This window comes from Celerinatantimonas diazotrophica (assembly GCF_004339545.1).
Lineage (GTDB): Bacteria > Pseudomonadota > Gammaproteobacteria > Enterobacterales > Celerinatantimonadaceae > Celerinatantimonas > Celerinatantimonas diazotrophica.
Genome location: NZ_SMGD01000002.1, coordinates 1 through 25,485 on the forward strand (window position 1 = coordinate 1; position 25,485 = coordinate 25,485).

Here is a 25,485-nt window from a genome sequence, read left to right on the forward strand (position 1 = left end):
TTCTTTGTGGAGAATAACTACACGGCACAACGTTTGCCTTGCCTAAATCCCTCTCAGATTTCTGCAAAACTAATCACAAAAGGTCAACAGTCCCTCGTGAAAGATTCAATCAGGGCATCATTACAATGTACTCGATACGCAAGTTCAGACTCAATTTATTTGAGATTTAGCTGATTCGCTATGATTGTCTACTAAAACAGCAAAAAAGTTGGTTACAACGATTGAATTAGCGCATTTTTGACTGTATAAAGCACTCGCCCATTGAGCGGTTAAAAAATCGGTTTTGCGCTCAACAGTACGGAGACACTTTATGAAACGTTCTGCTTTTATCTGGTCACTATCGATTGCGATGCTGACATCATTGACAACTTTCGCAACGCAAGCGAAAGATGAACCGGTTGTGCATATTTATAACTGGTCAGATTACATTGCCAAAGATACCTTGCCTAACTTTCAAAAAGCCACCGGTATTAAACCGGTTTATGATGTTTTTGACTCAAATGAAGTCTTAGAAGCCAAGATATTATCCGGCCACAGTGGCTATGATGTCGTTGTGCCCAGCAATGAATTTTTGGCCCAACAAGCCAAAGCGGGTGCCTTTTTAAAATTAGATAAAAGCAAACTGAGCAATTATAAAAATCTTGACCCTAAATTGATGAAACTGCTCTCTGAGGCTTCAGATCCAGGCAATCAGTATGCTATTCCGTACATGTGGGGAACCACTGGCATCGGCTATAATGTCAAAAAAATCAGAGAAATTTTAGGTCCGAATGCTCCGGTGGATAGCTGGGATCTGGTATTTAAACCCAAATACATGAAAAAACTACAGAAATGCGGCGTGTCATTTTTGAATTCACCCAACGAAATCATGTCGGCGGCTCTGAATTATCTGGGTAAAAATCCGAGCTCCACGAACCCAGACGATTACACAAAAGTTGCGCTACCGATGCTCAAAAAAATCCGCCCATATATTAGTGACATTAATTCATCACAATATATTAATGACTTAGCCAATGGCGACATCTGTGTTGCGATCGGTTGGTCCGGCGATATTTTGATGGCGGCAGAACGAGCGGAACAGGCCAAAAACGGCGTACAGATCAAATACTCGATCCCCAAAGAAGGAGCGATGATCTGGTTTGATTTGATGGCTATCCCTAAAGATGCCAACAACCCGAATAATGCACTGAAATTTATCAACTATATCTTGCGGCCTAAAGTCGAAGCAGCCAACAGTAACTTCGTCTGGTATGCCAACCCGGTTCCAGCATCCAAAAAATATCTCGACCCGGAAATAGCTAACGATAAAGGCATTTATCCAAGTGCCAGTGTTCGCGAGAAATTATTCGTCGCCAAAATGATCCCACTGCGGGTGGCTCGTGTGAGAACCCGTGCCTGGACCGACTTTTTACAAGATTAATTAATATTCTAAGGCCAGCCATGCTGGCCTTACCTGGAGTGTGCCGATGGTTTCAGCTACAACAACCCGTTCCTCAACAAACACTCCCCTGCTAGAGATTCGTGGATTAAGTAAATTATTCGATGGTCAGCCGGCCGTCGATGACGTCGATCTAACGATTGAACGGGGAGAATTATTTGCCCTGCTCGGTGCATCCGGCTGTGGAAAATCCACATTGCTACGAATGCTGGCTGGTTTTGAACGCCCCAGTCAGGGACAGATTATTCTCGATGGTGAGGATTTGGCTGATGTTCCGCCCCACCGTCGCCCAGTCAACATGATGTTTCAGTCCTACGCGCTGTTTCCGCATTTGAGTGTGGCGGGCAATATCGCGTTTGGCTTAAAACAGGATGGTTTAAACCGCAGCGAAATCGAAATATCCGTTAATAAAATGCTCAAACTGGTACGGATGGAAGATTATGCCAACCGTAAACCCCATCAACTCTCGGGCGGACAACGCCAGCGTGTTGCGCTCGCGCGTTCTCTGGCGAAAAAACCCAAGCTGTTGCTGCTGGATGAACCGATGGGAGCATTGGATAAAAAGCTGCGCGAACAAATGCAGTTAGAAGTCGTTGATATCCTAGAAAGTGTGGGTGCAACCTGTGTGATGGTAACCCATGACCAAGAAGAGGCCATGACCATGGCAACCCGACTCGCCGTCATGGATCGCGGTCAATTCATTCAAATTGGCACCCCTGAAGAGGTTTACGAATACCCAAACTCTCGCTACAGCGCGGAATTTATCGGCACAGTCAATATCTTTGACGGTGAGCTGCTCGAAGGATTACCCGATCAGGCCACGATCTGCTGTCATGACATCGAGCATCCGATCATTCTCAATCATGGTTTATCTGATGCGCCTGGATTACCATTAATGATTGCCATTCGTCCCGAAAAAATCGAGCTTTCAAGAACGTGTGAGCAAACGAACAACGTCTGTTATGGCATCGTTGAAGACATCGCTTACATGGGCGATATTTCGATCTACCATGTGCGCCTGCCGAGCAACTTATTGGTGCGCGCAACCGTCCCTAATACCTCACGCCATCGAGAAAACTTGCCTACTTGGGAAGAGCAGGTCTATCTCAGCTGGGATCCACAAAGTTGCGTGGTATTGAAGATATGAGGTTGGCTCGCTTTATCAAACATCATAGTCATTATGCACTGATACTGCCGCCTTATATCTGGCTGTTGCTGTTTTTTCTATTGCCGTTGGCTATTGTTTTAAAAATTAGCTTTTCGCAGGCGCAACTGGCGATCCCCCCATATACCGAGCTGATGCATTATGCCGACCAGCAATTACAGATTGTGCTGAACTTTGGCAACTATCTGTTTATGGTAAGCGACAGCTTGTATATCAACTCGTACCTGCGCTCGCTAGAAGTGGCCGCGATCTCAACTTGTTTGTGTTTGATTATCGGTTATCCAGTTGCCTGGGCGATTGTGCATTCTAAACCAGCGACGCGCAATATTTTGCTGATGCTGATCGTATTGCCATCGTGGACCAGTTTTTTAATTCGGGTATATGCCTGGATTGGCATTTTAAAAAACAATGGATTATTAAATAATGCGTTGATGATGGCTGGCGTGATTGACCATCCACTGCATATTATGCACACCAATTTGGCTGTCTACATTGGTATTGTGTATACCTACCTGCCCTTTATGGTGCTACCGCTCTATACCGCTTTAATGCGGGTGGATTACTCATTATTAGAAGCCGCTAGTGACCTCGGTGCTAAACCAGCCACCATTATCTGGCGTATTTTACTGCCACTGACGCGCGGTGGCATGATCGCCGGCTCAATGTTGGTCTTTATTCCAGCGGTTGGCGAATTTGTCATTCCAACCCTGCTCGGAGGCCCTAACTCTATCTTGATCGGCAAAGTGCTCTGGCAAGAATTTTTTAATAATCGCGACTGGCCAGTGGCATCTGCGGTAGCGATAGTTATGCTGCTGATTTTGATGGTGCCGATCTTAATCTTCCAGCACTTTCAAAAACGCGAATTGGAGACTTAACAATGAGTAATATTCCGGTCTCTAAAAGCAAATGGAAATGGCTGATCCTCTCACTGACGATGGCGTTTTTATATCTGCCAATCCTAATATTGATTTTCTACTCATTTAATGCCAGCCGCTTGGTGACTGTCTGGGCAGGCTTTTCAACCAAATGGTACGGAGCCCTGTTTCATGACTCAATGCTAATGCATGCAGTGCAACTGAGTCTGACTATCGGGGTACTCTCCGCCAGTGCGGCGGTGGTGTTGGGGACATTGTCAGCATTTGTGTTGGGGCGGTTCAATCGCTTCCCCGGTGACCAAGCATTTAGTTTTATGATCAGTGCTCCATTGGTCATGCCTGATGTCATTATGGGATTATCAATGCTGCTCATGTTTATTGCATTAGGACAGGTTTTTGATCTGTTTTCCGAGCGCGGCATGCTAACCATCTGGATTGCCCACGTCACTTTTTGTACATCCTATGTGTATGTGGTCGTCAGTTCTAGACTCAAAGAGGTGGATCGCTCTATCGAAGAAGCGGCAATGGACTTAGGTGCACCGCCGTGGAAGGTATTTGTGCTGATCACACTACCTAGTATTTTTCCGGCCATTGTCGCCGGCTGGTTATTGGCCTTTACCTTATCTCTTGACGATCTGGTCATCGCCAGTTTTGTCTCGGGACCGTCGGCAACTACGCTGCCGATTGCAGTATTTTCCAGCGTACGAATGGGAATAAGTCCAAAAATTAATGCACTGGCAACGATCATTGTCGCCGTTGTCTCGATCGCAACGTTGATTGCTTGGTGGCTAATGTCACGGGCTGAAAAACGCCACCAGCAAGCCATAAGAGCCGCCAAACAAGATGAACAACTAATGGCACCAGAACATCATCCGGATGTACTGTAATCTAATCAAGCCAAGCCTGCGCTTGGCTTGATTCAATTTAAGCTTGTGTCAAACGCGCTGAACTTTGCTCAGTCAAGTGCAGTTCTTTAAAGCGCAGTCCTACATTGCCCGCGATCAGTAAAACAGCACCTAAAATCTGATACATCGACAGACTCATCGACAAAAATAGCCAATTAATCAATGCCGCAAAAATAGGGAAGGTTTGCTCAGCGAGCGTTGTCACCTGAGCAGGAATTCGATTGAGCCCTTGATAGTAAAACCACATTCCTGCCAGACCACTTAACAGCGCCATTAAAATGAGCATCAACAGAGGCTTAGCAGCCATCTCTTGCAACTGACTGGTGTGCAACAAAGCTAACGGCACTAATACCACGAGTCCCATTAAAAAACGTCCCGACATAATCGCGTTAGCATCCATCTTTTGCACAGATAAATACTTACCGCAGACGGTCGCCGCGCCCCACGCGATCACAGCTATTAGCGTTAATCCATAACCATACCAAGATGCCATAGACGTCTTGCTAATCACCAATGATTGCGAGAACATCGCTCGTAAATCAGGCCAAATCATCACCACTGATCCCAGCAAAATCAACCCAGCCCAGCGAATAAAATAACCGTGAATCCGCTCGTTTAAAAACCAACTCGCTAACACAATCGCTACCACGGGTTGCAGTTTTTGCAGCAAGATCACAACCGTCGGGTTGAGATAATGAAAGGCTTGAGTAAAGGCTAATGTCCCAATTGCGGAACCAATCCCACCAATAAAGAATAGGGCGCCCCAAGAACGGACATTGAGCTGAAAAAACTGCTGACGATAACGCCATAACAGCGGTGCCGTGACGATTACTAGGGTTAAGTGCTCCATCAGCACAATTTGCAGAGTGCTAAAACCAAGGCCAAGTAGCGGGTAACGGATTAATGTGTCTAGTGCCCAAGTCAGGCACGCAAGCATAATAAAGAATATTCCTGTCATCTTAATTGCAGTCCATACAAAGTTGCAGATGTACAGGGACGATGATTGAATAGCCAAGCTCGCACAACTCCCCACTAGTAGGGTGCACGAATGGACAAATTGCAAAGCTTGGTCGATCTTCTTTCATCCGGACTGTAACCGTCGGCTCTGGAATCTCACCAGATCTGCTAGACCCTTAAAATCTGTGTTTTAAGGCGCTCGCGGGCTGTCTGTCGAGTAACAGAGTCACCGCCGGTGGGGAATTTCGCCCCGCCCCGAAGTTCGATATAATTTTTTACATACACTTATATTTAATCACGAAATTAAATAAAAGCAACGATTTCAATTGTTGTGATGCGCAATCTCTCAGACTTTAAACTGAGACAACATTTGGTCAAGATCATGAGCCTGCGATCTCAAATTTTCACTATCGCCAGCAATATTCTCCAGCTGTTCATCGATCACTTGGAGACGATGCATCGCTGAATTAACATTTTCACTCATCGACTGCGCCACAGTGCTCTGCTCAGAGGTCGCTGTAGCAATAGCACTATTGCGATCATTCAGATCGTTAACATTCTGTAGAATCGAGTTAAATTGCTCACCCGCCTGGCTGACCGCTTCATTACATTGCTCACCCACTTCAATCCCTTTTTGACTGCCATCAACCGCGGTTTGTGCTTGCGACTGCAATTGGAGGATCAACTGTTCAATATCATCGGTGGCTTGCTGGGTACGAGCTGCCAGTGCTCTAACCTCATCCGCAACAACAGCAAATCCACGACCAGAGTCTCCCGCTCGAGCGGCTTCAATAGCGGCATTGAGCGCCAACAAATTGGTCTGTTCAGAAATCCCATGAACTGTCACAACCATCTCTTGAATCGACTTGACCCCGTCACTAACCGATTGTACTGAATCACTTCCCTGACTGAGTTGCTCTTGTAGCTGAGAAATATTTTTCACCCCATCGAGAATAAGTGTCTGGCCCGTTTCACTATCACGACGAGTCTGGTCTGATTGTTGAGACGTTTCTTCAGTTGAAACATGCACCTGCTGGACACTAGCCACCATCTGTTCCATCGCACTGCCTAATTGTTCGACCTCATTCAACAGTTCAGTGACACTCTCATTGGTAATATTTAAACGCTGATCAATTTGTGATGAAGCCGCGCTCACCTGCTCACTCATATTCATTTGGGTTTTGATGGAGTCGCCCAGCTTCTGCTGGCAGTTTTGCAGATACGTCGAGAGTTCGGCAAACTCATCTTTACCCGGCAACTGACATGGATGGATAAAATGACCTTGCGCGAGATTTTCAATAGTGCTTCGCAACTGGCCCAAACGAGATTTGATATGCCGTGAGAGTAAAACAATGACAACCAAAATAAATACTGCACATAAGATGACGCCAGCAAAAATTTCAATCGACAACTCATATGATAACTGGTGCGCCAAATTCATATAAGAACCACCGACTAGCACTGCTTTACCAACGCCAAGTGGATAGAGATAAGAAGCTTTACGCTCACGCTTATTGCTTCCCGGACGCTGATACTCATATTCTACATATTTAGGCTCCCCTGTTTCGCTAGCTTGATGAGCTGCCTGAGTCAGGGTCATGCCATTGGCATTCAGCAGATGGACATTACTAGTAGGTTGATTCTTCCTCGAGGGATCAGCTGGATAAACAAGTAGTTTCTTTCCATCGGAGGAGAGCAAAAAGAAATAGCCGGAGTTATCTTTTCCCCAGCGTGCAGACATCATCATTTTTTCTAACGTCGCCGGATCATCTCTCACATTTCTGAGCATTTTTCCAGCAACAGAGACTTGGCGAATCAAATAATCTTTTTGAAACTCATAAGCTCGGTTACCCAATTGATTAACGGCCACAAGACTTGAAGCTAAGAGCAACACTACCAAAATAATATTAAACACAGCAATTAACGACGTTAATCGCAAACGATTGAACAAGGCCCAGATCATAAAAACGGCTCCATGTTATTGTGAAATACTTTACGAACTATGGTTCATTGCAAAAACAACAATAGGTGCATATTCAATCGCGCCAATGTGTTCTAGTGAACGGCTATATATATGAAATGAAGCATCTATTTTGAGCAAAAAAACATCCCATCTATTGCGTAATATAACATTACTATTTTTTAGATTGAAAAAGAATAAATAGATAAATAACTGATCAAAATTTAACTAAAAATCACGCAATTATGGGTTGCTCATCCTTCGCTTGTAGTGTTTAATCGCAACGCTTAACCAGCATTTTATATGGAATAAATACACAAGGTTTTTATGGTTCTCAAGGCATAAGCCGTGTGTGTCATTACTGACCACACGGGATAATGAAAGGTTACAAACAGATGATTCATACAATGGTAAAAAAACCTCTTTTTTACTCGCAGCTGTATTGCCCAGCATGCCCCGGTATAACACCGACCTCTTTTTTTCTTCCTCAATTTGCCTTAAGCGCTCTTAGTGCATGGGCCAGTATTGTATTTACAACTGACTATGCTTAATAAAGTCACTGCCTAGCAGCAGAGATAATGTTGATCTAAAAACTAGGAACTTGCTATGACATCTCGCTATTTTGAGACGCTCCATAATGGCTATGGACAATACTTTGATATTGACGATATTTTGTTTGAACAGAAAACCACGCAGTGGCATCTGATCATTTTCTCAAACCAGACGTTTGGCCGGGTAATGGCACTCGATGGAATCATTCAGACCACTGAGAAAGATGAGTTTATTTACCATGAAATGCTCACCCATGTCCCTCTATTTGCCCATGCTAATCCACGCCGAGTATTAATCATTGGCGGGGGCGACGGAGCGATGCTCAGGGAAGTCGTCAAGCATCAAACCGTTGAAGAGATCACGATGGTCGAGATCGACCAGTCGGTCGTCGATATGTGCCGCACCTATTTACCGAATCACAGCCGCGGTGCTTATGACGATCCGCGCGTCAATTTAGTGATTGATGATGGCGCCCAGTTTGTTGCCAACTGTGCTGATAGATTCGATGTCATTATCTCAGATTGCACCGACCCGGTAGGTCCCGGTGAAGTTCTATTTGCCAGTGAGTTTTACAGTCACTGCCAAGGGGTACTGAATCCTGGCGGAATTTTCGTTGCGCAAAATGGCGTGCCATTTATGCAACCCAGCGAAGTAACAACCACTGCGAAGCGGCTGAACTTAAGCTTTACAGACAGCACCTTTTATAGCGCCGCCGTTCCAACTTATGTGGGCGGAATGATGACGTTTGCCTGGGCCAGTGATGACCCGCAACTGCGTGAGGTCAGCTTTGATACATTGTGCCAACGATTTGCCAAAGCACAACTGACAACACGTTATTACACGCCACACATTCATCACGCGAGTTTTGCCTTGCCACGCTATCTGCTTGATGAACTCGGCAATCAATAGATTCATTTTTTTGAGAAGGATTAAACCTGTGGTTAAAGACCCTAACTGGAGTGCACAACAAAGTCGCCAACTCTATAACACGGCTTATTGGAGCCAAGGGTATTTTGATATCAACGAACAAGGACAGGTTGTTGTTTGCCCGAACCGACATCAGAGTGAAAATAATATCGCCTTAGACAATTTAGCCAATGAACTCACTCGTCAGGGCGTCTCACTGCCAGCATTAGTGCGTTTTCCGCAAATTCTCCATGACCGTGTCGATACTCTGTGTCACGCCTTTAATCAGGCCATTGAAAACTACCAATACGATAATAGTTATTTGGCGGTGTATCCGATTAAAGTCAATCAACAATGCAGTGTTGTTGAGGAAATCCTACGGAGTCAGGCTGCCAAGCAGAATCGCCAGTTAGGACTTGAAGCCGGCAGTAAGCCAGAACTGATGGCCGTGCTAGCCATGGCGCAACAAGCAAGTTCAGTCATTATCTGTAACGGCTATAAAGACCGCGAATATATCCGTCTGGCCTTGATCGGGGAAAAACTCGGTCATCGGGTGTATATCGTGCTGGAAAAACTCTCTGAGCTAGACATGGTGTTAACCGAAGCACGTAAGCTCAAAGTGACTCCTCGCCTAGGGCTTCGTGCCCGGCTTGCCTCTCAAGGCAAAGGCAAATGGCAATCCAGCGGTGGAGAGAAATCGAAATTTGGTCTGGCAGCAGCTCAGGTTCTCGAAGTCATTGATGTTTTGACCCAGAAAAATATGCTCGCCAGCCTACAGCTCTTGCATTTTCACCTAGGATCACAGATTGCCAACATTCGTGATGTTCGCCAAGGCGTCAGCGAAGCCGCACGTTTTTATTGTGAGCTGCGCACACTCGGCGCGTCGATTGAATGCGTCGATGTCGGTGGAGGGCTAGCGGTTGATTACGATGGCTCTCGCTCGCAAAGCAGCAGTTCGATGAACTATGGGCTAAGAGAATACGCCAACAATATTGTCTATTGCGTTGGGGATATCTGTTCACAGTACGAACAGCCAGTGCCAAAGTTAATTTCGGAATCAGGTCGCTCACTGAGCGCTCACCATGCGGTATTAATTACCGAAGTATTGGGTACTGAACGCTATCAACCCGCTGAGATCCAGTCCCCTGGCGAAGAAGCACCACAGCTATTAACCAATATGTGGGAAACTTGGCAAGAACTGAATTTGCGTAACGATCAAAAAGCCCTGGTTGAGATTTATCACGACACCCAAAACGACCTGCTGGAAGTACACACGCAATTCAATCTTGGGCTGTTGACACTGCGTCAGCGCGCTTGGGGAGAGCAACTCAATTTACGGATCTGTTATGAACTGCAATCCCGGCTAAATGAAAATAACCGGCGTCATCAACTCATCTTAGATGAACTGCGTGAACGCCTTGCAGATAAGTTCTTTATTAATTTTTCACTGTTCCAGTCGATCCCAGATGCTTGGGGAATTGATCAGGTCTTTCCAATCCTGCCTTTATCTCATCTGAACCGTCTAGAGCAAAACCGAGCGGTACTGCTCGATATCACCTGCGACAGTGATGGCGCAGTCGAACGCTATGTCGATGAAATGGGAGTCGAACCCACCATGCCCGTTCCGGCCTGGGATCCTCAGCAACCTTATATGATGGGCTTTTTCCTCGTCGGAGCCTATCAGGAAATTCTAGGTGATCTGCATAATCTATTTGGTGACACCGATTCGGCTGTTGTGACCCTATCGCCAACGGGGGATATGGTCATTGAGCAGATCACTCCCGGAGACACGGTTGAAGATGTCTTAAGCTATGTCAATTTAAGCAGCGACAGTTTTGTTCGCACCTATCGTGAACTGGTTCGCAAACACATCGATAAATCCCAGCAACGAGCCATTCTAGCAGAGCTTGAAGCAGGCGTGCGTGGTTATACCTATTTAGAAGATTTTTAACAGGAGCGAATCGGCTATGTTATTTTTTGAAGGCTCGGAAAAAAAACTGGAAATTGTCATGCGCCCGAAGAGCGACTCGCTGCGCGCTCTCGGGCACAAATACTGGCAGAAAATGGTCACGAAAGCTCGAGCAGATATTCTCTGCTCGATGTCGAATGATCAATGCGACGCATATTTGCTCAGTGAATCCAGTTTGTTCGTCTGGGATAATCGTTTTTTAATGTTAACCTGTGGCACGACCACGTTAGTGGATGCCGCAGCACATTTTATTCATGACCGCGGCCAACAAAATCTAGATTTTGTCAGTTATCAGCGCAAAAACGAATATCTACCACATCGCCAGCGAACCACCGTGAACGATGACCTGAAAAAATTTCGGACCCTGCTGGATATTAAGGCGCACCAGTTAGGTTATCTGGATACTCATCATCATTTTTTGTTTCATTATGCACACCCGGATTATCGTCCGCCCAGCCACGATATTACCGCAGAGCTATTGATGTACCATATTAGTGAACAGGCGGCTAACAAATTGCTTCATCCCCGTTCGATTGAATCTATCCGAGAGTTTTTAGCGCTCGATAAACTACTTGATGGTTTTATATTGGATGACTATCTCTTTGAACCGTTTGGCTATTCCGTTAACCTGCTCAAAGGTGATGACTATGCAACCATTCATATCACACCACAACAGTGCAGCTCCTACGTTAGCTTTGAAACCAGCCTCGATTTGAGCGGCAAGTATCGTTTCATTGTCGATGAGCTCTTAAAAAAACTACGTCCACGAGCTTGGGATTGCATTGGTTTTAATACCAAGCCTCAGGTTCCAGAACAACGCGATTACCTTCTGCTGGGTGAATGTCAGTTACCGCTTGAATGTGGTTATCAAGTTGATTTTAATTATTTTCTGGATGGTCATCAGACGCCGCTGACCATCCGTGAGCTGTAATACAACTCACAGTTGTTCATAAGGATAATACATGGCAACACTTGCAAATTTTACCGATTACTCTTTGTATTCAAATGCTTTTGGTTTTATGCGCCAAGCTCTTAACTTTGAGCCTCAAGCAAGCGATGCCGATGTCGTGATTACTGGTCTGCCATTTGATTTGGCGACTTCAGGTCGCAGTGGTTCCCGTCAGGGCCCCGGGGCTATCCGTCAGGCATCCGTGCACCTAGCTTGGGAGGAACCCCGCTGGCCATGGACATTTAATCTCTTTGAAAAGCTCGCGGTTGTGGATGCAGGCGATCTGGTGTTTGACACCGGCGATGCGGCACAATTTTGTCAACGGCTGAATGATTACAGTTTGGAACTGGCAAGAAATAATAAATTTCAGTTAAGTTTGGGAGGGGACCATTTTGTCACTTTACCACTGCTTCGCGCCCATGCGGCACACTACGGGAAAATGGCACTGATCCATTTTGACGCCCATACCGATACCTATGCGCAAGGCAGCCGTTACGATCATGGCACAATGTTCTATCATGCTCCCAACGAAGGGTTGATTGATCCGGCGCATTCTATCCAGATTGGTATCCGCACCACTTATAACGCAACCAACCATCCGTTTGCAGTCATTGATGCTAACCAAGCGAACGACATGTCGGTCCCAACCATTGTGCAGCAAATTGTTGAGCGAGTTGGCAATCTCCCCGTCTATCTAAGCTTTGACATCGATTGCTTAGACCCTGCTTTTGCGCCAGGGACAGGGACGCCAGTCTGTGGCGGTTTATCGAGCCATAAAGTGTTGAGTATTCTTCGCCAACTTGTTGGCCTAAATTGGGTGGGGATGGACATTGTCGAGGTCTCCCCAGCTTACGATACCAGTGAGATCACTGCTCTTGCTGCCGCCACAATTGGCTGTGAGTTGCTGCATGTGCTAGCTGCCACTCGCTCGTAAGAATACAGATTCTTCCGACCTATCAGGCTAGAGAACCCCTAGCCTGATTATTTTTTATCCAACCTATTGAAACAATTGCCAACAGCGGTTGACACTGCTATCAGTAATCGCGATGATGCCCCCCAAATTGGAGAAACTTAAAGATAAAGATGGCCAAAGCCATCCGAGAGAGCCGTATGACGAAAAAGTTTGGTTATTATGCCTTGTTGTTGTTGGTCATTCTCATTGTCTGCCAGATCATTAAATTTGCTTTAACCATTACCTTGTTTACTATGGCAGCTATTTTTATTGTGGCGATTATGGTTCGCATGCAGCTCAAACGGCTCAAAGCACGTTTTTCACGGCGCTCATAGTTCTTTTCATCCGGCTAACGCTCTAAAACAACTTCATTTAACAATCTGGCACTGGATTTGCTCTCAGTTATTTATCATTTATAAACGCACTGAATTTGTTATGCAGATCCAAGCCTACCAGCAACCCCACGTTCTGGCCGATAACGCTGAACCAACACAATACAAAGCCCCGCAATCGAATGCTGCACAAACCAGCTCAACTACAACACCTACGACTGCAACAAAGCCTGCTCAGCCAGTACATCAAGAGACCCGCATGGGGCAATTACTGGAACAACTAAAAGGGAATCGACAGGTTCAGCAATACGTCAAACAGATGATAGCAGCCATCGATAGTGGCAACTTTGATACGCAAAAATTTGCTCAAAAAGCTCCGGCAGCAATGCAACAACTTGCCAGCCAGTTCGGCATTAATTTGCCACAACAACTGAATACATTCCATCAGCAATTACTGCATGGTAGTGAGCCGCAAAGGCAAGTGCCACACTCCCCACAATTACGCTTTATTAAATTTGATGGCACTCACTCAGGGATTATGCACCAATTAGCTGGCGTCAATACCAACGCCTGAATCGCACACGCCCAACCAGGAATTTCGTATCTGTCAGATTGTTTCGCTGCACCGTCCGTGGTAAGTATATGAGTATTCGAACCGAACGTTGATACCATCTGATGACCAACCGTTGGATGGCAACACATATTCAGGAATCATCATGACTCTGCAGCTGCATAATTTTGTCAATGGCCATTTCCAACCCAGTAACAGTGGTCGATTTGGCACAGTTTACAACCCTGCCACGGGTGAAGTCTGTGCCGAGGTCGATTTAAGTAGCGCAGCTGAGGCAAATAGCGCGGCCGAAACCAGTGCTGTCAGCCAAAAGGCCTGGGCGAAAGTCACAGTGGATGAGCGCCTAGCCGTTCTTAAGCAATTTGGCCGATTACTCGCGCAACACCTGCCACAATGCGTCGAGCTAATGGTACAAGAGCACGGTAAACCGAATTCTCAGGCCGAACAAGAACTAACCCAAGCGTTGCAGATAATCGACTCATTAGAGGCTTTAATTCAAACCTGTAACTGGTCAGACCAAACCGATAACAACCAACCTTATACCCAACCGCTGGGGGTGTGTGTCGGGATAACAACCAGTGTATTACCCGCATTATCTGCGTTTTGGCTGTTTCCAATTGCGCTGTGTTGTGGCAACAGCTTCCTATTAAAACCATCTGAGCGAACCCCATCTATCGCGTTGAAATTTGCAGAATTATTGCAACAAGCTGGTTTACCTGATGGTCTGTTTCAAGTGATTCAAGGTGATAAAGAGGTCGTCGATGCTTTAATTTGCCACCCTCAAGTGATGGCGGTGAGCTTTATTGGCTCGACACAAATTGCCAAAGAAGTCTATCGTAAAGCCAGTGAAGCGGGCAAACGGGTCCAAGCGCTTGGTAGCGCGAAAAATCACTTACTGGTTGCAGATGATGCCGATTTACAGCAGGTCAGTGATGAGCTAATGAATGCTGCCTTTACCATGAGCGGCCAAAATTGCATGGCTGCTTCAGTAGTCGTCACGACCAGCGATGCCACCGCAGATGCTTTGATTGAGCGCCTGATCCCACGGATTGAAGCACTTAAAATTGGCCCCGGTAACGCTCACCCAGAAAACGATATGGGACCAGTCATCAGTGAAGCGCAGCTACTTAAAGTAAGGGGGTACATTGAACAAGGTGAAAAAGATGGTGCTCAGTTGCTGCTAGATGGTCGGCAGTTAAACTATGAAACAGGTTACTTTGTAGGAGGCAGCTTATTTGATCGGGTAACCCCTCAAATGCGTATCTATCGTGAGGAGATCTTAGGACCCATCGTTTTAGTAATGCGTGAGCAAAATTACGAACAAGCACTAGCTGTGATTAATGCTCACCCATTTGCCAATAGCAGTGCTATCTTTACTAACACAGAGCAGTTAGCAGCCGACTTTTGTCAGCGAGTTGAAACCGGTAATGTCGGGCTCAATGTTGCGTTAGCAGAACCGACCATCAATCAAAGTATCGGTGGTTGGAAGCAGTCATTATTTGGTCCTTTGGGAGTTTGCGGACCAGATGGACAACGATTTTTCACACGCCAAAAAGCAATCACCAAGCGATAAGGTAGAAAAATAGAGGCGTGCAGTGTGAATGGAGTTCAGAATGGAAATTGCGATTTTAAATTGTGACAAAGTTGACCGTGATTTAGCAGCGAAATACGGCGAATACGGTGACATGTTCGTCACGACTCTCAGTGAACGTCAAACAGGGCTTAAATTCACCCATTATGATGCTTTGCACCGACAACTACCCGATGAACAAAAGTACTTTGACGGTTATATTATTACCGGTAGTCGCCATAACAGTTATGACAATGATCCGTGGATTATTGAGCTGATAGAGTGGGTTCGCTCAGCTGACCGCTTAAAAAAACATGTCGCAGGAATTTGTTTTGGACATCAACTGATTGCACGAGCGTTAGGTGCAACAGTCAAAAAATCAGAAAAGGGCTGGGGCCTTGGCAGTACGACCGTGCAACTGCAGCATCGCCCCGACTGGTTAAACGAGATGCCACAACAACTCAAGCTGTGGGTCTCCCATCAGGATCAGGTGCAAAACTGCCCACCACAATGCCAAGTCATTGCCAAGAGTGATTTTTGTCCGATATTTATGCTCGCCAAACAATCCCACATATTTACCGTTCAAGGCCACCCTGAGTTTATCGAAAGCTATACTGAAGTATTATTGGAAAAACGCCGACCCTTTTTAACCAGCCAGCAATATAATAAGGCCAAGCAAAGTTTAAAGACTCAAGTTGATTCATCTGTGGTTTTAGACTGGATATTAGCAATGTTTGCGCAAAATGCTCCAAATGCTGGACAAAACTAAATCGGATCAGTACTTTTACGGCTTCTAGCCGATAGGCCGATATAGGACCTGTGACGTGTGGCAACTAAAAAGCTTATCGACGCGTAAGTTATTTATCCTCTACATCAGCCTGAGCGCCTTACTCATGGGCGGGGTTGGTGGTGTTGTTATTTATCGCCAGAGCGTTAAAGTCGTCGCCCAAATCCAAAAAGAGACCATTCAGGTCGAACTACAAACAGCCAAAAGTTATCTGCTTCAGTATATTAACAATCAAGAGATTGCTTATCGACGGATGACCTCGCTGCCAGAGGTTATCAACGCAGTCAGTGGCGCTCAGAAAATCGATACCCGCACCTTAACCGAGCGGTTGGCTCAGGCGCAAATTTTTACCCAAAAAGCGCAGCTGGCACTGTTTAACAGCCATAGCCAAGCCATTATTAATCAGCTGGATTTACCCAAAAATCAGGTCCTGAAAGTCGTTGGGCGAATTCTGACAGGGGTTCCTAGTGATGCGATATTGCAATTGGTGCAACGCGACCAACACCAGTTTTTTACCCTTTATCTGCCGGTAGTCGCCAAGCAGCGCATCATGGGCGTGATGGTCGCTAAACTTGATTTTAATCTGGCCTATTTTTTCTCGACCATTACCTCAAGCCATAATCGTTGGATCGGTTTAAGTCAACCATCGGCTGGGATCGATCTGTTTCCGCGTGATCGCAGCAAGTGGCAAGTCTATGAAGTCCCGCTGGGCTACTCTGATCTGATCATGAATTATGCAGTCAGCACGCATGCGCGCATCACTCAGCGTAACAATCTCCTTTACCGACTGGGGTTAATGCTTGCGCTCAGTGCACTTTTAGCTCTCGTTTTAATTTATCTACTGGGCCAACGCATGTTAGTGCGCCCCTTCCAAGAACTGGCCCGTAGCCGTGAGCAATTGGCCCGCCACAGTCAACTATTGGTTGAACGAGAAGCGGAAGCTAAGCAATTGGCTCAGGTTGCTCAGCACGCCCATGATGCCATTGTCATTTGTGATCCAAAGGGTCGAATCACATGGGTTAATGCAGCGTTTACTAATCTCACTGGCTACAACTTTGAAGAGGTGTACGGTAAATATCCAGGAACTCTTTTACAAGGCCCTGATAGCGATTATCAAACTCGTCAACGTATTAGCGAAGCACTTACCACGCACCAAAGCATCCGTACTGAAGTACTCAATTATCGCAAAGATGGGCACAGCTACTGGGTGGATATCGACATCACTCCGGTACTCAATAGCGAAGGGACATTAGAGAGCTTTATCGCCGTTCAGCGTGATATCACCGAGCAACGCCATCTCGAAGAATCCCTACGCCAAGCTTTAAGCCGAGCTAAAGATGCCAACACGGCCAAACTGCGGTTTTTAGCTCAAATGAGCCACGAAATTCGCACCCCAATGAATGGCGTACTCGGCATCGCTCAGTTACTTGAACAAACTGATCTTAACCCCCAACAACGCCATTACCTGGATGATTTGTACCACTCGGGCCAGCACATGATGGTGCTACTCAATGACATTCTGGATTTCTCGAAGATTGATGCCCAACAGTTACAACTAGAAGCAGCGCCCTTTTCACTGCCCGAGGTTCTTGATTGTGTAAGAAGCACTTATGCCGCTCTCTCGATACAGCAGGGCATTAAATTCACGGTAAAAAGCCAGATTAAAGAACCGAATATTATTGCCGATCGTTCTCGCATCCGGCAGATCATCTTAAATCTGGTGAGTAATTCAATGAAATTTACCCAGCAAGGATTCGTTGAGCTCACCGTGAAAGACATCTACATCCATCAACAGCTATATTTGGTGATCCGGATTAAAGACTCCGGAATAGGTATTGAGCCTAACCGGCAGGAGCAAATATTCGAAGCATTTACTCAAGCTGAGTCTTCAACGACTCGCCTCTATGGTGGTTCTGGGCTAGGACTAGCGATAGTTCGTCAACTCTGCCAAGCGATGGGAGGCGATATTCGGGTTCGTAGTAAACCGGGGAAAGGGGCGATATTTACGGCAACGTTGCAGGTCACACCAAGTAGTGCCTCACCAGAGCCAGAAAAAATCATAACCAGTCAATTTCAAGTGAACCAGATACCATTGCTCATTGCAGAAGATAATCGTACAAACGGCATGATTATCGAGGCCTTCTTCGCAAAACGTGGCTTTCAATGCACGCTCGTGATGAATGGCGCTCAGGCATTGGAAATCATACAAACACAAAATTACCCTATTATTTTAATGGATAACCACATGCCTGAGATTGACGGGATTGATGCAACTCGTCAGATTCGCCGTATGAAGGCGCCGGAATGCTATGCGCTAATCATTGGCTGTACCGCCGATGCCTATAGCGATACCCGCACGGAAATGCTCAGCGCCGGAGTAAATGATGTCTTAACCAAACCCCTGCAAAATGATGCTATCGATATTTTACTACATCGCTATGAACCGCACTTCCGGAAGTGGCAAATATGGCTCGAAAATACCCCCGAGTTAGGGCTCGCTGATTTGGCCGAAGCACCAGATTGGCTGACACGTCGTCCCTATTCATTTCGCAATATCGCTCTCAACTTTTTGCAACAACACACCTATCTGTGGGATCAACTCAACGCTGCGATTATTGATGAAAACTGGTTAGCCATTGATGAACGGCTTCGCGAACTCAACCATCAGGCCCAATTACTAGATGCAGAACAGCTTATGCAAGCCAGCCAACACTTTATACGGCATATCAGCAAACAGAAATTACCAGAGATGCACTGGCTGCGACAATTCCAGCATCTACAGCAGAATATCCACCAGAGACTTCATCAATGGCTTCAGCAAATTGAAAACGAATCGACTGATCCGTCTGAGACTTAACAAATTTAAACCATAAAAAGGGGCTGATGATCTCCATCAGCCCAACCACAACTGCAAACAAACTCTTTAGAATTCAAATGTGTCGCGCATCATTGCTTCAAATTCGGTACAACCACCAATCGGTTGCTTGTCAACAAATACCTGAGGAACTGTTTTAACCTCTTTACCGACAGACTTAGACAAATCGGCTTTCGTGATCCCTTCGTCATGGATATCAACATAACGATAGTCAAAATCGCCATGGCGGTTGGTGAGCTGCTCAGCAAGTTGTTTTGCTCGAGTACAAAAAGGACAACCAGGACGACCAAAAATCACAACGTGCATTATGAACTCCTATTAATATATAAATCAATATTTATGTAACTTTGTATTTACTATACCCTTTACGATGAACTGTTGATAATTGGATTTCTCTTGCTCATCTATTGACTACGCCTATAAATAATATAAGGACAAAAACGCAAATAAAAACCCCCGATAATATATCGGGGGGTGGAAAATTCAGGCTTTAGCCTGTTGTGGTTCAGGCTCTTCTGGCTGCTCATCAGGTGCTTTCACCGGAATACGAACAAAGAATCCCTGACCTGTCGCATAGCATCGATAATATTTTTTTGTCTCTTCCATAGTCTATGTTGCCTCCATTTTAATCGTGAAATCCTTGAAAAAGGTTCATCTAGGGGCTTACAAAAAAAGATCCCAACGACACAACGGGTAAATAGACTATTGTTTAGTGAATATCACAGAGATAAACATAAAATGGCTGGTTTTGCTAAAAAATAACCAACCATTTTGACAGAATCACCTGAACCGGGCACGCAAGCCATGATTTAGATCATGATATAAATATCTTTATGGCGAATCACCTCGCAGTGGAAATCGCTTCACGCCATATCGATATTAAATGCTGTTATCCAATTCTCCAGCAACCATCAACATTCGCATCAGGTGAGCAAGGCTACGAGCTTTCATTTTCGACATAATCCGAGAGCGGTGAATTTCAACTGTCCCTTGGGCAATATTCAAATCAATTGCGATCACTTTATTCGCTTTCCCTTGAGCCACCAACTCCATAACTTCTTTCTCTCGTTTGGTTAACGATTCAATACGCTCGCAGATTTCCTGCTTCATCGTCAAATCAACTCGGTTTTGCTCATCCAGCTCAAGTGCTTTTTCAATCTTGCTCAGCAGGTCAAATTCACGAAATGGCTTTTCCATGAAATCAAAGGCACCACGTTGCATCGCCTCGACGGCCATGGTGATATCGCCATGACCGGTAATAAAGATGATCGGCATGATACAGCGCTGCTCATTCAGTCGTTCCTGAAGCATCATTCCTGACATTCCCGGCATACGAATATCCAGTAATAGACAGCCATGAACATCTTGATAGGCTTCAAGAAATTCACTCGCATCAGCAAAACTCTGATAATCGTAGCCAACACTATCAACCATCAATTCAATCATATCGCGAATCGATGGGTCATCATCGACAATATAAATTAGCGGTTTTGCTTCTTCATTCATCTTTATCACCTTTATTATGGGCTATGACCCTTTATTCATGATTTTTTGCCGCAAGGGTGAGTTCAAAGCAAGCTCCCCCGTGAGAACAATTATAAGCAGTGAGCTGACCGTGATGCGCTTCCACAATCGCTCGACTAATCGCCAGTCCAATGCCCATGCCATCATCTTTGGTTGTTACAAATGGCGAGAACAATGTCTCCAAAACCTTGGCATCGATACCCGGACCGTTATCCATCACCTGAATACAAACTTTATCCGCATCTTCAAGCGTTTGCGCTATGATTTTAATAATTCGATCACTACGTTGCTCTTTGAGTGCATCAATCGCATTACGCAATAAATTTAACAAAACCTGCTGGATTTGGATCTTATCCACAAAAACTTCATCATTGTGCACTAAGGAAAGATCAAGATCGATCTCAATCGCGTATTGCTCAGCACTATGGCGAATAATCAAGACTGTTTCTTCAAGCAAGGCACTGACTGTAATCAGTTCCTGAGTGGTTCGACGTGAGCGAACAAACTCCCGGGTCCGACGAATAATTTCAGAGGCGCGCAGCGCTTCATTAGATATTTTAGTTAATGTCTCATCGACTCGATCGAGTTTGTGTTGAGAGATAAACCGTTTGCTAACATCGGCATACCCCGTAATTGAGGCAAGTGGCTGATTTAGCTCATGCGCCAGCGAAGTCGCCATCTCACCCATCGTCACCTGCCGATCCATATGCGCCAGTTGCTGCTGCATCACCGCCCGCTGTTCACTTTCAGCCAGACGCTGACGATTTTCTAACTCGAGACACTCTGCCATGTCATTATAGGCATCGACTAAATCGTCAAGTTCATCATTCTGCCGTTTTTTGCGCTGCAGCGTTAATGGCTGGCCGCTAAGATGCCCATCATCCCCACGGAGATAGGCTACTATCTGAATCAGATACTGACCGAGTAAAATATGGAAAATAAACAACATAAACAAGACGACCATCGCAGCCTTGAAAATATTCGAGATCAATAGGGTTAACGCATAACGGACCAAATCTTGTTGGATCTGATGAGTATCGATGACAACCGTCAAAGCACCCAATTTTTTGCGCTTGCCATGATCGACATGCGGCAGAGGGAAATGATATAAAAAACTATCCTTCGGCGCAGGATGCCCTACGGCAAAGTATTGGCCATCAGCCAGCGATAACCGCACTTCCATAATAAACGGTAAGTTAATCATCCCGTTTAACTGTAACTCGATAAGATCAGTGTTGTAGTCCCAAACACTTTCAGTTAACGCCGGAACCCAAGAATCTTGAATAATATCGGCAGACTGACGCACATTACTCATATCTAAACGATATTGCAGATACAACTGAACGCCGGTCACGGTTAGAGTTAACAGTGAACTAAATAAAACAATGGCCATGACTAGCCGCCGGGCCAAGCGACTATCCCGAAAAGACCAACTTTTACGAGCCAAAAGCAATTATTCCGTGTTATTGATTCAAAAACACTATCTTGCCAGAAGCCACCAAAGAATCCTATGACTAAATAGCCATCAAAATATTACAGATATATTTACTTAGTGAGATCACTTATGACGCTGGCGATTTTGGCAAGAGCGTGATGAATGGCGCATTTTAGAAACATCCACTAATAGCCAGAGCAAAATGATAACCCCAGCAAACGGAGCACCAAACTGCAAATAAAGGTCCATCAAACCAGCAAAATAGCACAGGACAGGGACAACACCCACTAAGACCAACAACAGTGCTATGTATGAGAACATCAGTTTATCACCTAAAAATCATTTATTTATTATAAACTTATTGGCTTTTATTAGCAATTCATTCGCCCTAAAAAGCGTTGCATTTTCACACAATCTTCATAGAAATGCATTACTAATCGCAGATTTGCAGATAACGAGTATTTAAATTGATAATCTATAAAAGAGTTAGTAACTTAACAGTATGACTTTAAATAAAGTTCTCACCTGAAGCGATGGTGTGGCACTAAAATAAAATCATGGTTTGTCCAATGCAGTGTTGTACGCATGGCACACCTTTAAAAAATGGCTAGTGTTAAAGCTAGCCTTAACCATTAGGACATCACTATGCAAATCGGAGTACTCAAAGAAAGCCGGGAAGGCGAATCTCGGGTCGGCGCAACTCCCAAAAGCGTCTTGCAACTGACCCAACTGGGATATGAAGTCATTGTCGAAAGTGGTGCTGGAGCACAAGCAAACTTTAACGATGAGGCCTATCAAAATGCCGGCGCAACGATCGGCGAGCGCCACAGCGTTTTATCTTGCGATATTATTCTAAAAGTTAATGCCCCAACTTATGAAGGCGATGACAGTGAGCTGGCATCAATGTCACCCAATACCACCGTCATCAGCTTTGTCTGGCCGAAACAAAATTCCCAATTGCTTGAACAGTGTCAGGCCAAATCGATTAATCTAATGGCCATGGATATGGTCCCTCGAATTTCACGGGCCCAATCTTTAGATGCTCGCAGCTCACTAGCCAACGTCGACGGCTATCGTTCTGTCATTGAAGCTGCCAACCACTTTGGCCGTTTCTTCACCGGGCAAATTACCGCCGCCGGGCGAATTCCACCCGCGAAGGTTCTCGTGATTGGAGCCGGGGTTGCCGGACTAGCCGCCATTGGTACAGCCAATAGCCTTGGCGCTCAAGTTCGTGCCTTTGATACGCGTCCAGAAGTAAAAGAACAAATTGCATCGATGGGCGCCGAATTTTTAACAGTCGATGTCAATGAGCTAGCTACCAGTGGTGATGGCTACGCTAAACAAATGAGTCAAGAATTTATCGATGCCGAAATGGCGCTGTTCCGCGAGCAAGCCGATGAAGTCGATATTATCATCACCACCGCACTGATCCCCGGTAAACCAGCGCCAAAACTTATTCTCAAGGATATGGTTGAGCGGATGCAACCGGGAAGCGTAATTGTTGACTTAGCTGCTGCCAATGGCGGTAACTGTGAACTAACTAAACCAGGTGAGATTGTCGTCGAACATGATGTCACCATTATTGGTTTAACTGAGTTATCCAATCAGGTTCCTGCTCAAGCCAGTCAGCTCTATGCCACTAATCTAGTCAATTTACTTAAACTACTTACTCCAGAAAAAGATGGGCAGATGGTGATTGATTTTGAAGATGAAGTGATCCGGGGCGTCACCGCAGTGCGCGATGCTGAAATCACCTTCCCACCACCAGAAATTAAAGTCAGTGCCGCACCTAAGGCACAACCCAGTGATCCGGTTCCGCCACCAGAGCCTAAACCTTCCCGCCCTTGGCTCAAACCCGTTATAGCGACGGTCGGAGCACTGCTATTTGGTTGGGTTGCCGCTAATGCACCGACTGAATTTGTCCAGCACTTTACCGTATTTATCTTAGCTTGCGTCGTCGGCTACTACGTGGTCTGGAACGTCACTCATTCGCTACATACCCCATTGATGAGTGTTACCAATGCGATTTCGGGGATCATTATTATCGGCGCCTTCGTGCAAATGAAGGCCACCAGTACCACCTTGATGCTAATTTTATCGACGCTTGCCGTATTAATTGCCAGCATCAATATTGTCGGTGGTTTTGCAGTTACCCAGCGGATGCTCAAAATGTTCCGCAAAGACGGCGAGTAAGGGAGGACTTATTATGTCACATGGATTACTCATCGGTGCTTATCTGATTGCGGCGCTATTATTTATTGCCAGTCTTGCTGGTCTTAGCCAACAACATACCGCTCGGCGTGGCAACTTGTTCGGTATTATCGGCATGGCAATTGCCATTATTGCCACATTGTGCAGTGCCCAGGTTTCAGCGGGCGGCTGGCTGATCCTCATCGCCATTATCATCGGCGCTGCGATTGGGCTGCGTTTAGCCATGAAAGTTGAAATGACGCAAATGCCTGAGCTGGTCGCGATGTTACACAGTTTTGTCGGACTAGCGGCAGTGCTAGTGGGTTTTGCCAGCGCCTTGGAACTGGGACATCATCTTGAGCAACTACAAATGGTGACCCATCAGTTAGACCAAGTTGCCAAGTTCTTAGGGAGTACCCAACAAACACAACAGGTTTTACATAGCGGTTCTAGTGCACTGATCATTCATCAGTGGGAAATATTTTTAGGTATTTTTATCGGCGCAGTCACCTTTACCGGGTCAATTGTCGCATTTGGTAAATTAAATGGACGGTTAAAAAGTGCCCCAAAATCACTGCCGGGTAAACACTGGCTCAATCTGGCGATGCTGATTGTCTCATTGATCCTCGGGCTGGTGTACGTCAGTCACGGGAGCTTGCTGGCCCTATTGGTTATCATGCTCATCGCCTTTGTGTTTGGCTATCACTTAGTTAGTGCCATTGGTGGTGCTGACATGCCGGTGGTGGTCTCGATGCTCAACTCATACTCAGGCTGGGCTGCTGCTGCATCCGGATTTATGTTAGGTAACGACCTTTTAATTATCACAGGAGCGTTGGTAGGTAGCTCTGGGGCAATTCTCTCTTACATTATGTGTAAAGCGATGAACCGCTCATTTGTCAGTGTGATTCTCGGTGGATTTGGTGTCGAAGGCGGCACAGTCAGTGATGCTGAGCAAGGCGAACACCGTGAAACAACCGCCAGTGAAGTTGCACAAATGCTGAGTGAAGCTCAGCGTGTTGTCATCGCACCGGGTTATGGGATGGCCGTAGCACAAGCGCAATATCCAGTAGCAGATATCACTCGCAAACTGCGTGACAAAGGCGTGGATGTGCGATTTGCCATTCATCCAGTTGCCGGACGGTTACCGGGGCATATGAACGTGCTATTAGCTGAAGCGAAAGTTCCTTACGATATTGTCTTTGAGATGGATGAAATCAACCCAGAATTTAGCCAAACAGATGTGGTTTTAGTGATTGGTGCCAATGATACTGTTAACCCGGCGGCAAAACAGCCTGGCAGTCCGATTGCTGGCATGCCTGTTCTGGAAGTCTGGGAAGCTCGCCAAGTGGTGGTCTTTAAGCGGTCCATGGCAACCGGCTATGCGGGCGTGCAAAATCCGCTGTTCTTTAAAGAGAATACACAGATGTTGTTTGGCGATGCCAAAGATAGCGTCGAGCAAATTCTAAAAGCACTGAGTTAACAACACTCAAAATTAGGCCAGTGCCCAAGTCAAATAGCGGAGCTGTTTACCACAACTCTTCGCTATCATCAGACTTGGGCATGTTTTAAAAGG

The 25,485-nt window shown here is 45.7% G+C and carries 22 protein-coding genes and 1 riboswitch; of the genes, 15 read left to right on the forward strand and 7 right to left on the reverse strand.

Features of this window, described 5'->3' with window-relative positions; genetic code table 11:
- Positions 1–310 precede the first annotated feature (310 nt).
- From EV690_RS00750 to EV690_RS00765, 4 genes are read left to right on the forward strand one after another with little or no spacing between them, the layout of a single operon-like run.
- Entirely contained in the window at positions 311–1,420 is a 1,110-nt protein-coding gene (locus tag EV690_RS00750; protein ID WP_131911034.1) for a polyamine ABC transporter substrate-binding protein, read from the forward strand.
- A 46-nt stretch (positions 1,421–1,466) separates the two neighbouring features.
- Positions 1,467–2,585 (forward strand): polyamine ABC transporter ATP-binding protein, encoded by a 1,119-nt coding sequence (gene potA / locus EV690_RS00755; RefSeq protein WP_131911035.1) that lies wholly within the window; start codon positions 1,467–1,469, stop codon positions 2,583–2,585.
- On the forward strand, positions 2,582–3,478 hold the full coding sequence (gene potH / locus EV690_RS00760) for a putrescine ABC transporter permease PotH (RefSeq protein ID WP_131911134.1): 897 nt from the start codon (positions 2,582–2,584) through the stop codon (positions 3,476–3,478). Before potA ends, potH begins: the two co-directional genes overlap by 4 nt.
- Positions 3,479–3,480: 2 nt before the next feature.
- The gene (locus EV690_RS00765) at positions 3,481–4,365 is read left to right on the forward strand and encodes an ABC transporter permease subunit (RefSeq protein WP_131911036.1); all 885 of its coding nucleotides are present in this window, start codon (positions 3,481–3,483) and stop codon (positions 4,363–4,365) included.
- A 37-nt stretch (positions 4,366–4,402) separates the two neighbouring features.
- Here the strand turns inward: EV690_RS00765 and EV690_RS00770 are convergent, their stop codons facing one another.
- Both EV690_RS00770 and EV690_RS00775 read right to left on the reverse strand, forming a co-directional pair.
- Positions 4,403–5,341: a DMT family transporter gene (locus EV690_RS00770; protein ID WP_131911037.1), complete on the reverse strand. Its 939-nt coding sequence runs from the start codon at positions 5,339–5,341 to the stop codon at positions 4,403–4,405.
- Positions 5,342–5,452: 111 nt separating this feature from the next.
- Positions 5,453–5,607: riboswitch (FMN riboswitch) on the reverse strand.
- A gap of 79 nt (positions 5,608–5,686) precedes the next feature.
- On the reverse strand, positions 5,687–7,303 hold the full coding sequence (locus EV690_RS00775; protein WP_131911038.1) for a methyl-accepting chemotaxis protein: 1,617 nt from the start codon (positions 7,301–7,303) through the stop codon (positions 5,687–5,689).
- Between the two features lie 603 nt (positions 7,304–7,906).
- On the opposite strand from EV690_RS00775, the gene speE reads away from it, so the two are divergent.
- The 9 genes from speE to EV690_RS00815 all read left to right on the forward strand — a co-directional run bounded on the left by speE (position 7,907) and on the right by EV690_RS00815 (position 18,745).
- Positions 7,907–8,761, forward strand: a complete 855-nt coding sequence (gene speE, locus EV690_RS00780; RefSeq protein ID WP_131911039.1) for a polyamine aminopropyltransferase — start codon at positions 7,907–7,909, stop codon at positions 8,759–8,761.
- 28 nt (positions 8,762–8,789) lie between these two features.
- Complete coding sequence (speA, locus tag EV690_RS00785; RefSeq protein ID WP_224054948.1) at positions 8,790–10,709, forward strand: biosynthetic arginine decarboxylase; 1,920 nt, start codon at positions 8,790–8,792, stop codon at positions 10,707–10,709.
- Positions 10,710–10,725: 16 nt separating this feature from the next.
- Positions 10,726–11,658, forward strand: coding sequence for an adenosylmethionine decarboxylase (locus EV690_RS00790; RefSeq protein ID WP_131911041.1), 933 nt, complete (start codon positions 10,726–10,728; stop codon positions 11,656–11,658).
- 31 nt (positions 11,659–11,689) lie between these two features.
- Positions 11,690–12,610, forward strand: coding sequence for an agmatinase (speB, locus tag EV690_RS00795; RefSeq protein WP_131911042.1), 921 nt, complete (start codon positions 11,690–11,692; stop codon positions 12,608–12,610).
- 176 nt (positions 12,611–12,786) lie between these two features.
- Positions 12,787–12,963, forward strand: a complete 177-nt coding sequence (locus EV690_RS18175; RefSeq protein ID WP_165872617.1) for a hypothetical protein — start codon at positions 12,787–12,789, stop codon at positions 12,961–12,963.
- A gap of 100 nt (positions 12,964–13,063) precedes the next feature.
- Positions 13,064–13,534: a hypothetical protein gene (locus EV690_RS00800; RefSeq protein WP_131911043.1), complete on the forward strand. Its 471-nt coding sequence runs from the start codon at positions 13,064–13,066 to the stop codon at positions 13,532–13,534.
- Positions 13,535–13,676: 142 nt separating this feature from the next.
- The gene (mmsA, locus tag EV690_RS00805) at positions 13,677–15,104 is read left to right on the forward strand and encodes a CoA-acylating methylmalonate-semialdehyde dehydrogenase (RefSeq protein ID WP_131911044.1); all 1,428 of its coding nucleotides are present in this window, start codon (positions 13,677–13,679) and stop codon (positions 15,102–15,104) included.
- A gap of 40 nt (positions 15,105–15,144) precedes the next feature.
- Positions 15,145–15,870, forward strand: a complete 726-nt coding sequence (locus EV690_RS00810) for a glutamine amidotransferase-related protein (RefSeq protein WP_165872618.1) — start codon at positions 15,145–15,147, stop codon at positions 15,868–15,870.
- A gap of 55 nt (positions 15,871–15,925) precedes the next feature.
- Positions 15,926–18,745, forward strand: a complete 2,820-nt coding sequence (locus EV690_RS00815; RefSeq protein ID WP_131911046.1) for a PAS domain-containing hybrid sensor histidine kinase/response regulator — start codon at positions 15,926–15,928, stop codon at positions 18,743–18,745.
- Positions 18,746–18,811: 66 nt separating this feature from the next.
- Here EV690_RS00815 and EV690_RS00820 read toward each other — a convergent pair whose 3' ends face one another.
- The 5 genes from EV690_RS00820 to EV690_RS00835 form a co-directional block, all read right to left on the reverse strand.
- On the reverse strand, positions 18,812–19,069 hold the full coding sequence (locus tag EV690_RS00820) for a GrxA family glutaredoxin (RefSeq protein ID WP_131911047.1): 258 nt from the start codon (positions 19,067–19,069) through the stop codon (positions 18,812–18,814).
- Positions 19,070–19,246: 177 nt separating this feature from the next.
- Positions 19,247–19,369, reverse strand: coding sequence for a hypothetical protein (locus EV690_RS18520; RefSeq protein ID WP_263433840.1), 123 nt, complete (start codon positions 19,367–19,369; stop codon positions 19,247–19,249).
- 273 nt (positions 19,370–19,642) lie between these two features.
- Entirely contained in the window at positions 19,643–20,269 is a 627-nt protein-coding gene (locus EV690_RS00825; protein ID WP_131911048.1) for a response regulator transcription factor, read from the reverse strand.
- A gap of 31 nt (positions 20,270–20,300) precedes the next feature.
- On the reverse strand, positions 20,301–21,734 hold the full coding sequence (locus EV690_RS00830; protein WP_131911049.1) for a sensor histidine kinase: 1,434 nt from the start codon (positions 21,732–21,734) through the stop codon (positions 20,301–20,303).
- A gap of 111 nt (positions 21,735–21,845) precedes the next feature.
- Positions 21,846–22,043 (reverse strand): hypothetical protein, encoded by a 198-nt coding sequence (locus tag EV690_RS00835; protein ID WP_131911050.1) that lies wholly within the window; start codon positions 22,041–22,043, stop codon positions 21,846–21,848.
- 324 nt (positions 22,044–22,367) lie between these two features.
- Between EV690_RS00835 and EV690_RS00840 the strand changes: the two genes are divergently transcribed.
- Both EV690_RS00840 and pntB read left to right on the forward strand, forming a co-directional pair.
- Complete coding sequence (locus EV690_RS00840) at positions 22,368–23,915, forward strand: Re/Si-specific NAD(P)(+) transhydrogenase subunit alpha (protein ID WP_131911051.1); 1,548 nt, start codon at positions 22,368–22,370, stop codon at positions 23,913–23,915.
- 13 nt (positions 23,916–23,928) lie between these two features.
- Positions 23,929–25,392 carry a Re/Si-specific NAD(P)(+) transhydrogenase subunit beta gene (pntB, locus tag EV690_RS00845; protein WP_131911052.1) on the forward strand — a complete coding sequence of 488 codons (1,464 nt, stop codon included), beginning with the start codon at positions 23,929–23,931 and terminating at the stop codon, positions 25,390–25,392.
- Positions 25,393–25,485: the final 93 nt, after the last annotated feature.

Bases quoted from the DNA above. Each gene is read 5' to 3' on its own strand.
- pntB (WP_131911052.1), top strand. From the start codon at position 23,929: ATGTCACATGGATTACTCATCGGTGCTTATCTGATTGCGGCGCTATTA.
- EV690_RS00800 (WP_131911043.1), top strand. From the start codon at position 13,064: ATGCAGATCCAAGCCTACCAGCAACCCCACGTTCTGGCCGATAACGCT.
- EV690_RS00810 (WP_165872618.1), top strand. From the start codon at position 15,145: ATGGAAATTGCGATTTTAAATTGTGACAAAGTTGACCGTGATTTAGCA.
- EV690_RS00840 (WP_131911051.1), top strand. From the start codon at position 22,368: ATGCAAATCGGAGTACTCAAAGAAAGCCGGGAAGGCGAATCTCGGGTC.
- potH (WP_131911134.1), top strand. From the start codon at position 2,582: ATGAGGTTGGCTCGCTTTATCAAACATCATAGTCATTATGCACTGATA.
- EV690_RS00750 (WP_131911034.1), top strand. From the start codon at position 311: ATGAAACGTTCTGCTTTTATCTGGTCACTATCGATTGCGATGCTGACA.
- EV690_RS00775 (WP_131911038.1), bottom strand. From the start codon at position 7,303: ATGATCTGGGCCTTGTTCAATCGTTTGCGATTAACGTCGTTAATTGCT.
- mmsA (WP_131911044.1), top strand. From the start codon at position 13,677: ATGACTCTGCAGCTGCATAATTTTGTCAATGGCCATTTCCAACCCAGT.
- speE (WP_131911039.1), top strand. From the start codon at position 7,907: ATGACATCTCGCTATTTTGAGACGCTCCATAATGGCTATGGACAATAC.
- EV690_RS00790 (WP_131911041.1), top strand. From the start codon at position 10,726: ATGTTATTTTTTGAAGGCTCGGAAAAAAAACTGGAAATTGTCATGCGC.
- EV690_RS00820 (WP_131911047.1), bottom strand. From the start codon at position 19,069: ATGCACGTTGTGATTTTTGGTCGTCCTGGTTGTCCTTTTTGTACTCGA.
- speB (WP_131911042.1), top strand. From the start codon at position 11,690: ATGGCAACACTTGCAAATTTTACCGATTACTCTTTGTATTCAAATGCT.
- EV690_RS00770 (WP_131911037.1), bottom strand. From the start codon at position 5,341: ATGACAGGAATATTCTTTATTATGCTTGCGTGCCTGACTTGGGCACTA.
- EV690_RS00765 (WP_131911036.1), top strand. From the start codon at position 3,481: ATGAGTAATATTCCGGTCTCTAAAAGCAAATGGAAATGGCTGATCCTC.
- potA (WP_131911035.1), top strand. From the start codon at position 1,467: ATGGTTTCAGCTACAACAACCCGTTCCTCAACAAACACTCCCCTGCTA.
- EV690_RS00835 (WP_131911050.1), bottom strand. From the start codon at position 22,043: ATGTTCTCATACATAGCACTGTTGTTGGTCTTAGTGGGTGTTGTCCCT.
- EV690_RS00825 (WP_131911048.1), bottom strand. From the start codon at position 20,269: ATGAATGAAGAAGCAAAACCGCTAATTTATATTGTCGATGATGACCCA.
- EV690_RS18520 (WP_263433840.1), bottom strand. From the start codon at position 19,369: ATGGAAGAGACAAAAAAATATTATCGATGCTATGCGACAGGTCAGGGA.
- EV690_RS18175 (WP_165872617.1), top strand. From the start codon at position 12,787: ATGACGAAAAAGTTTGGTTATTATGCCTTGTTGTTGTTGGTCATTCTC.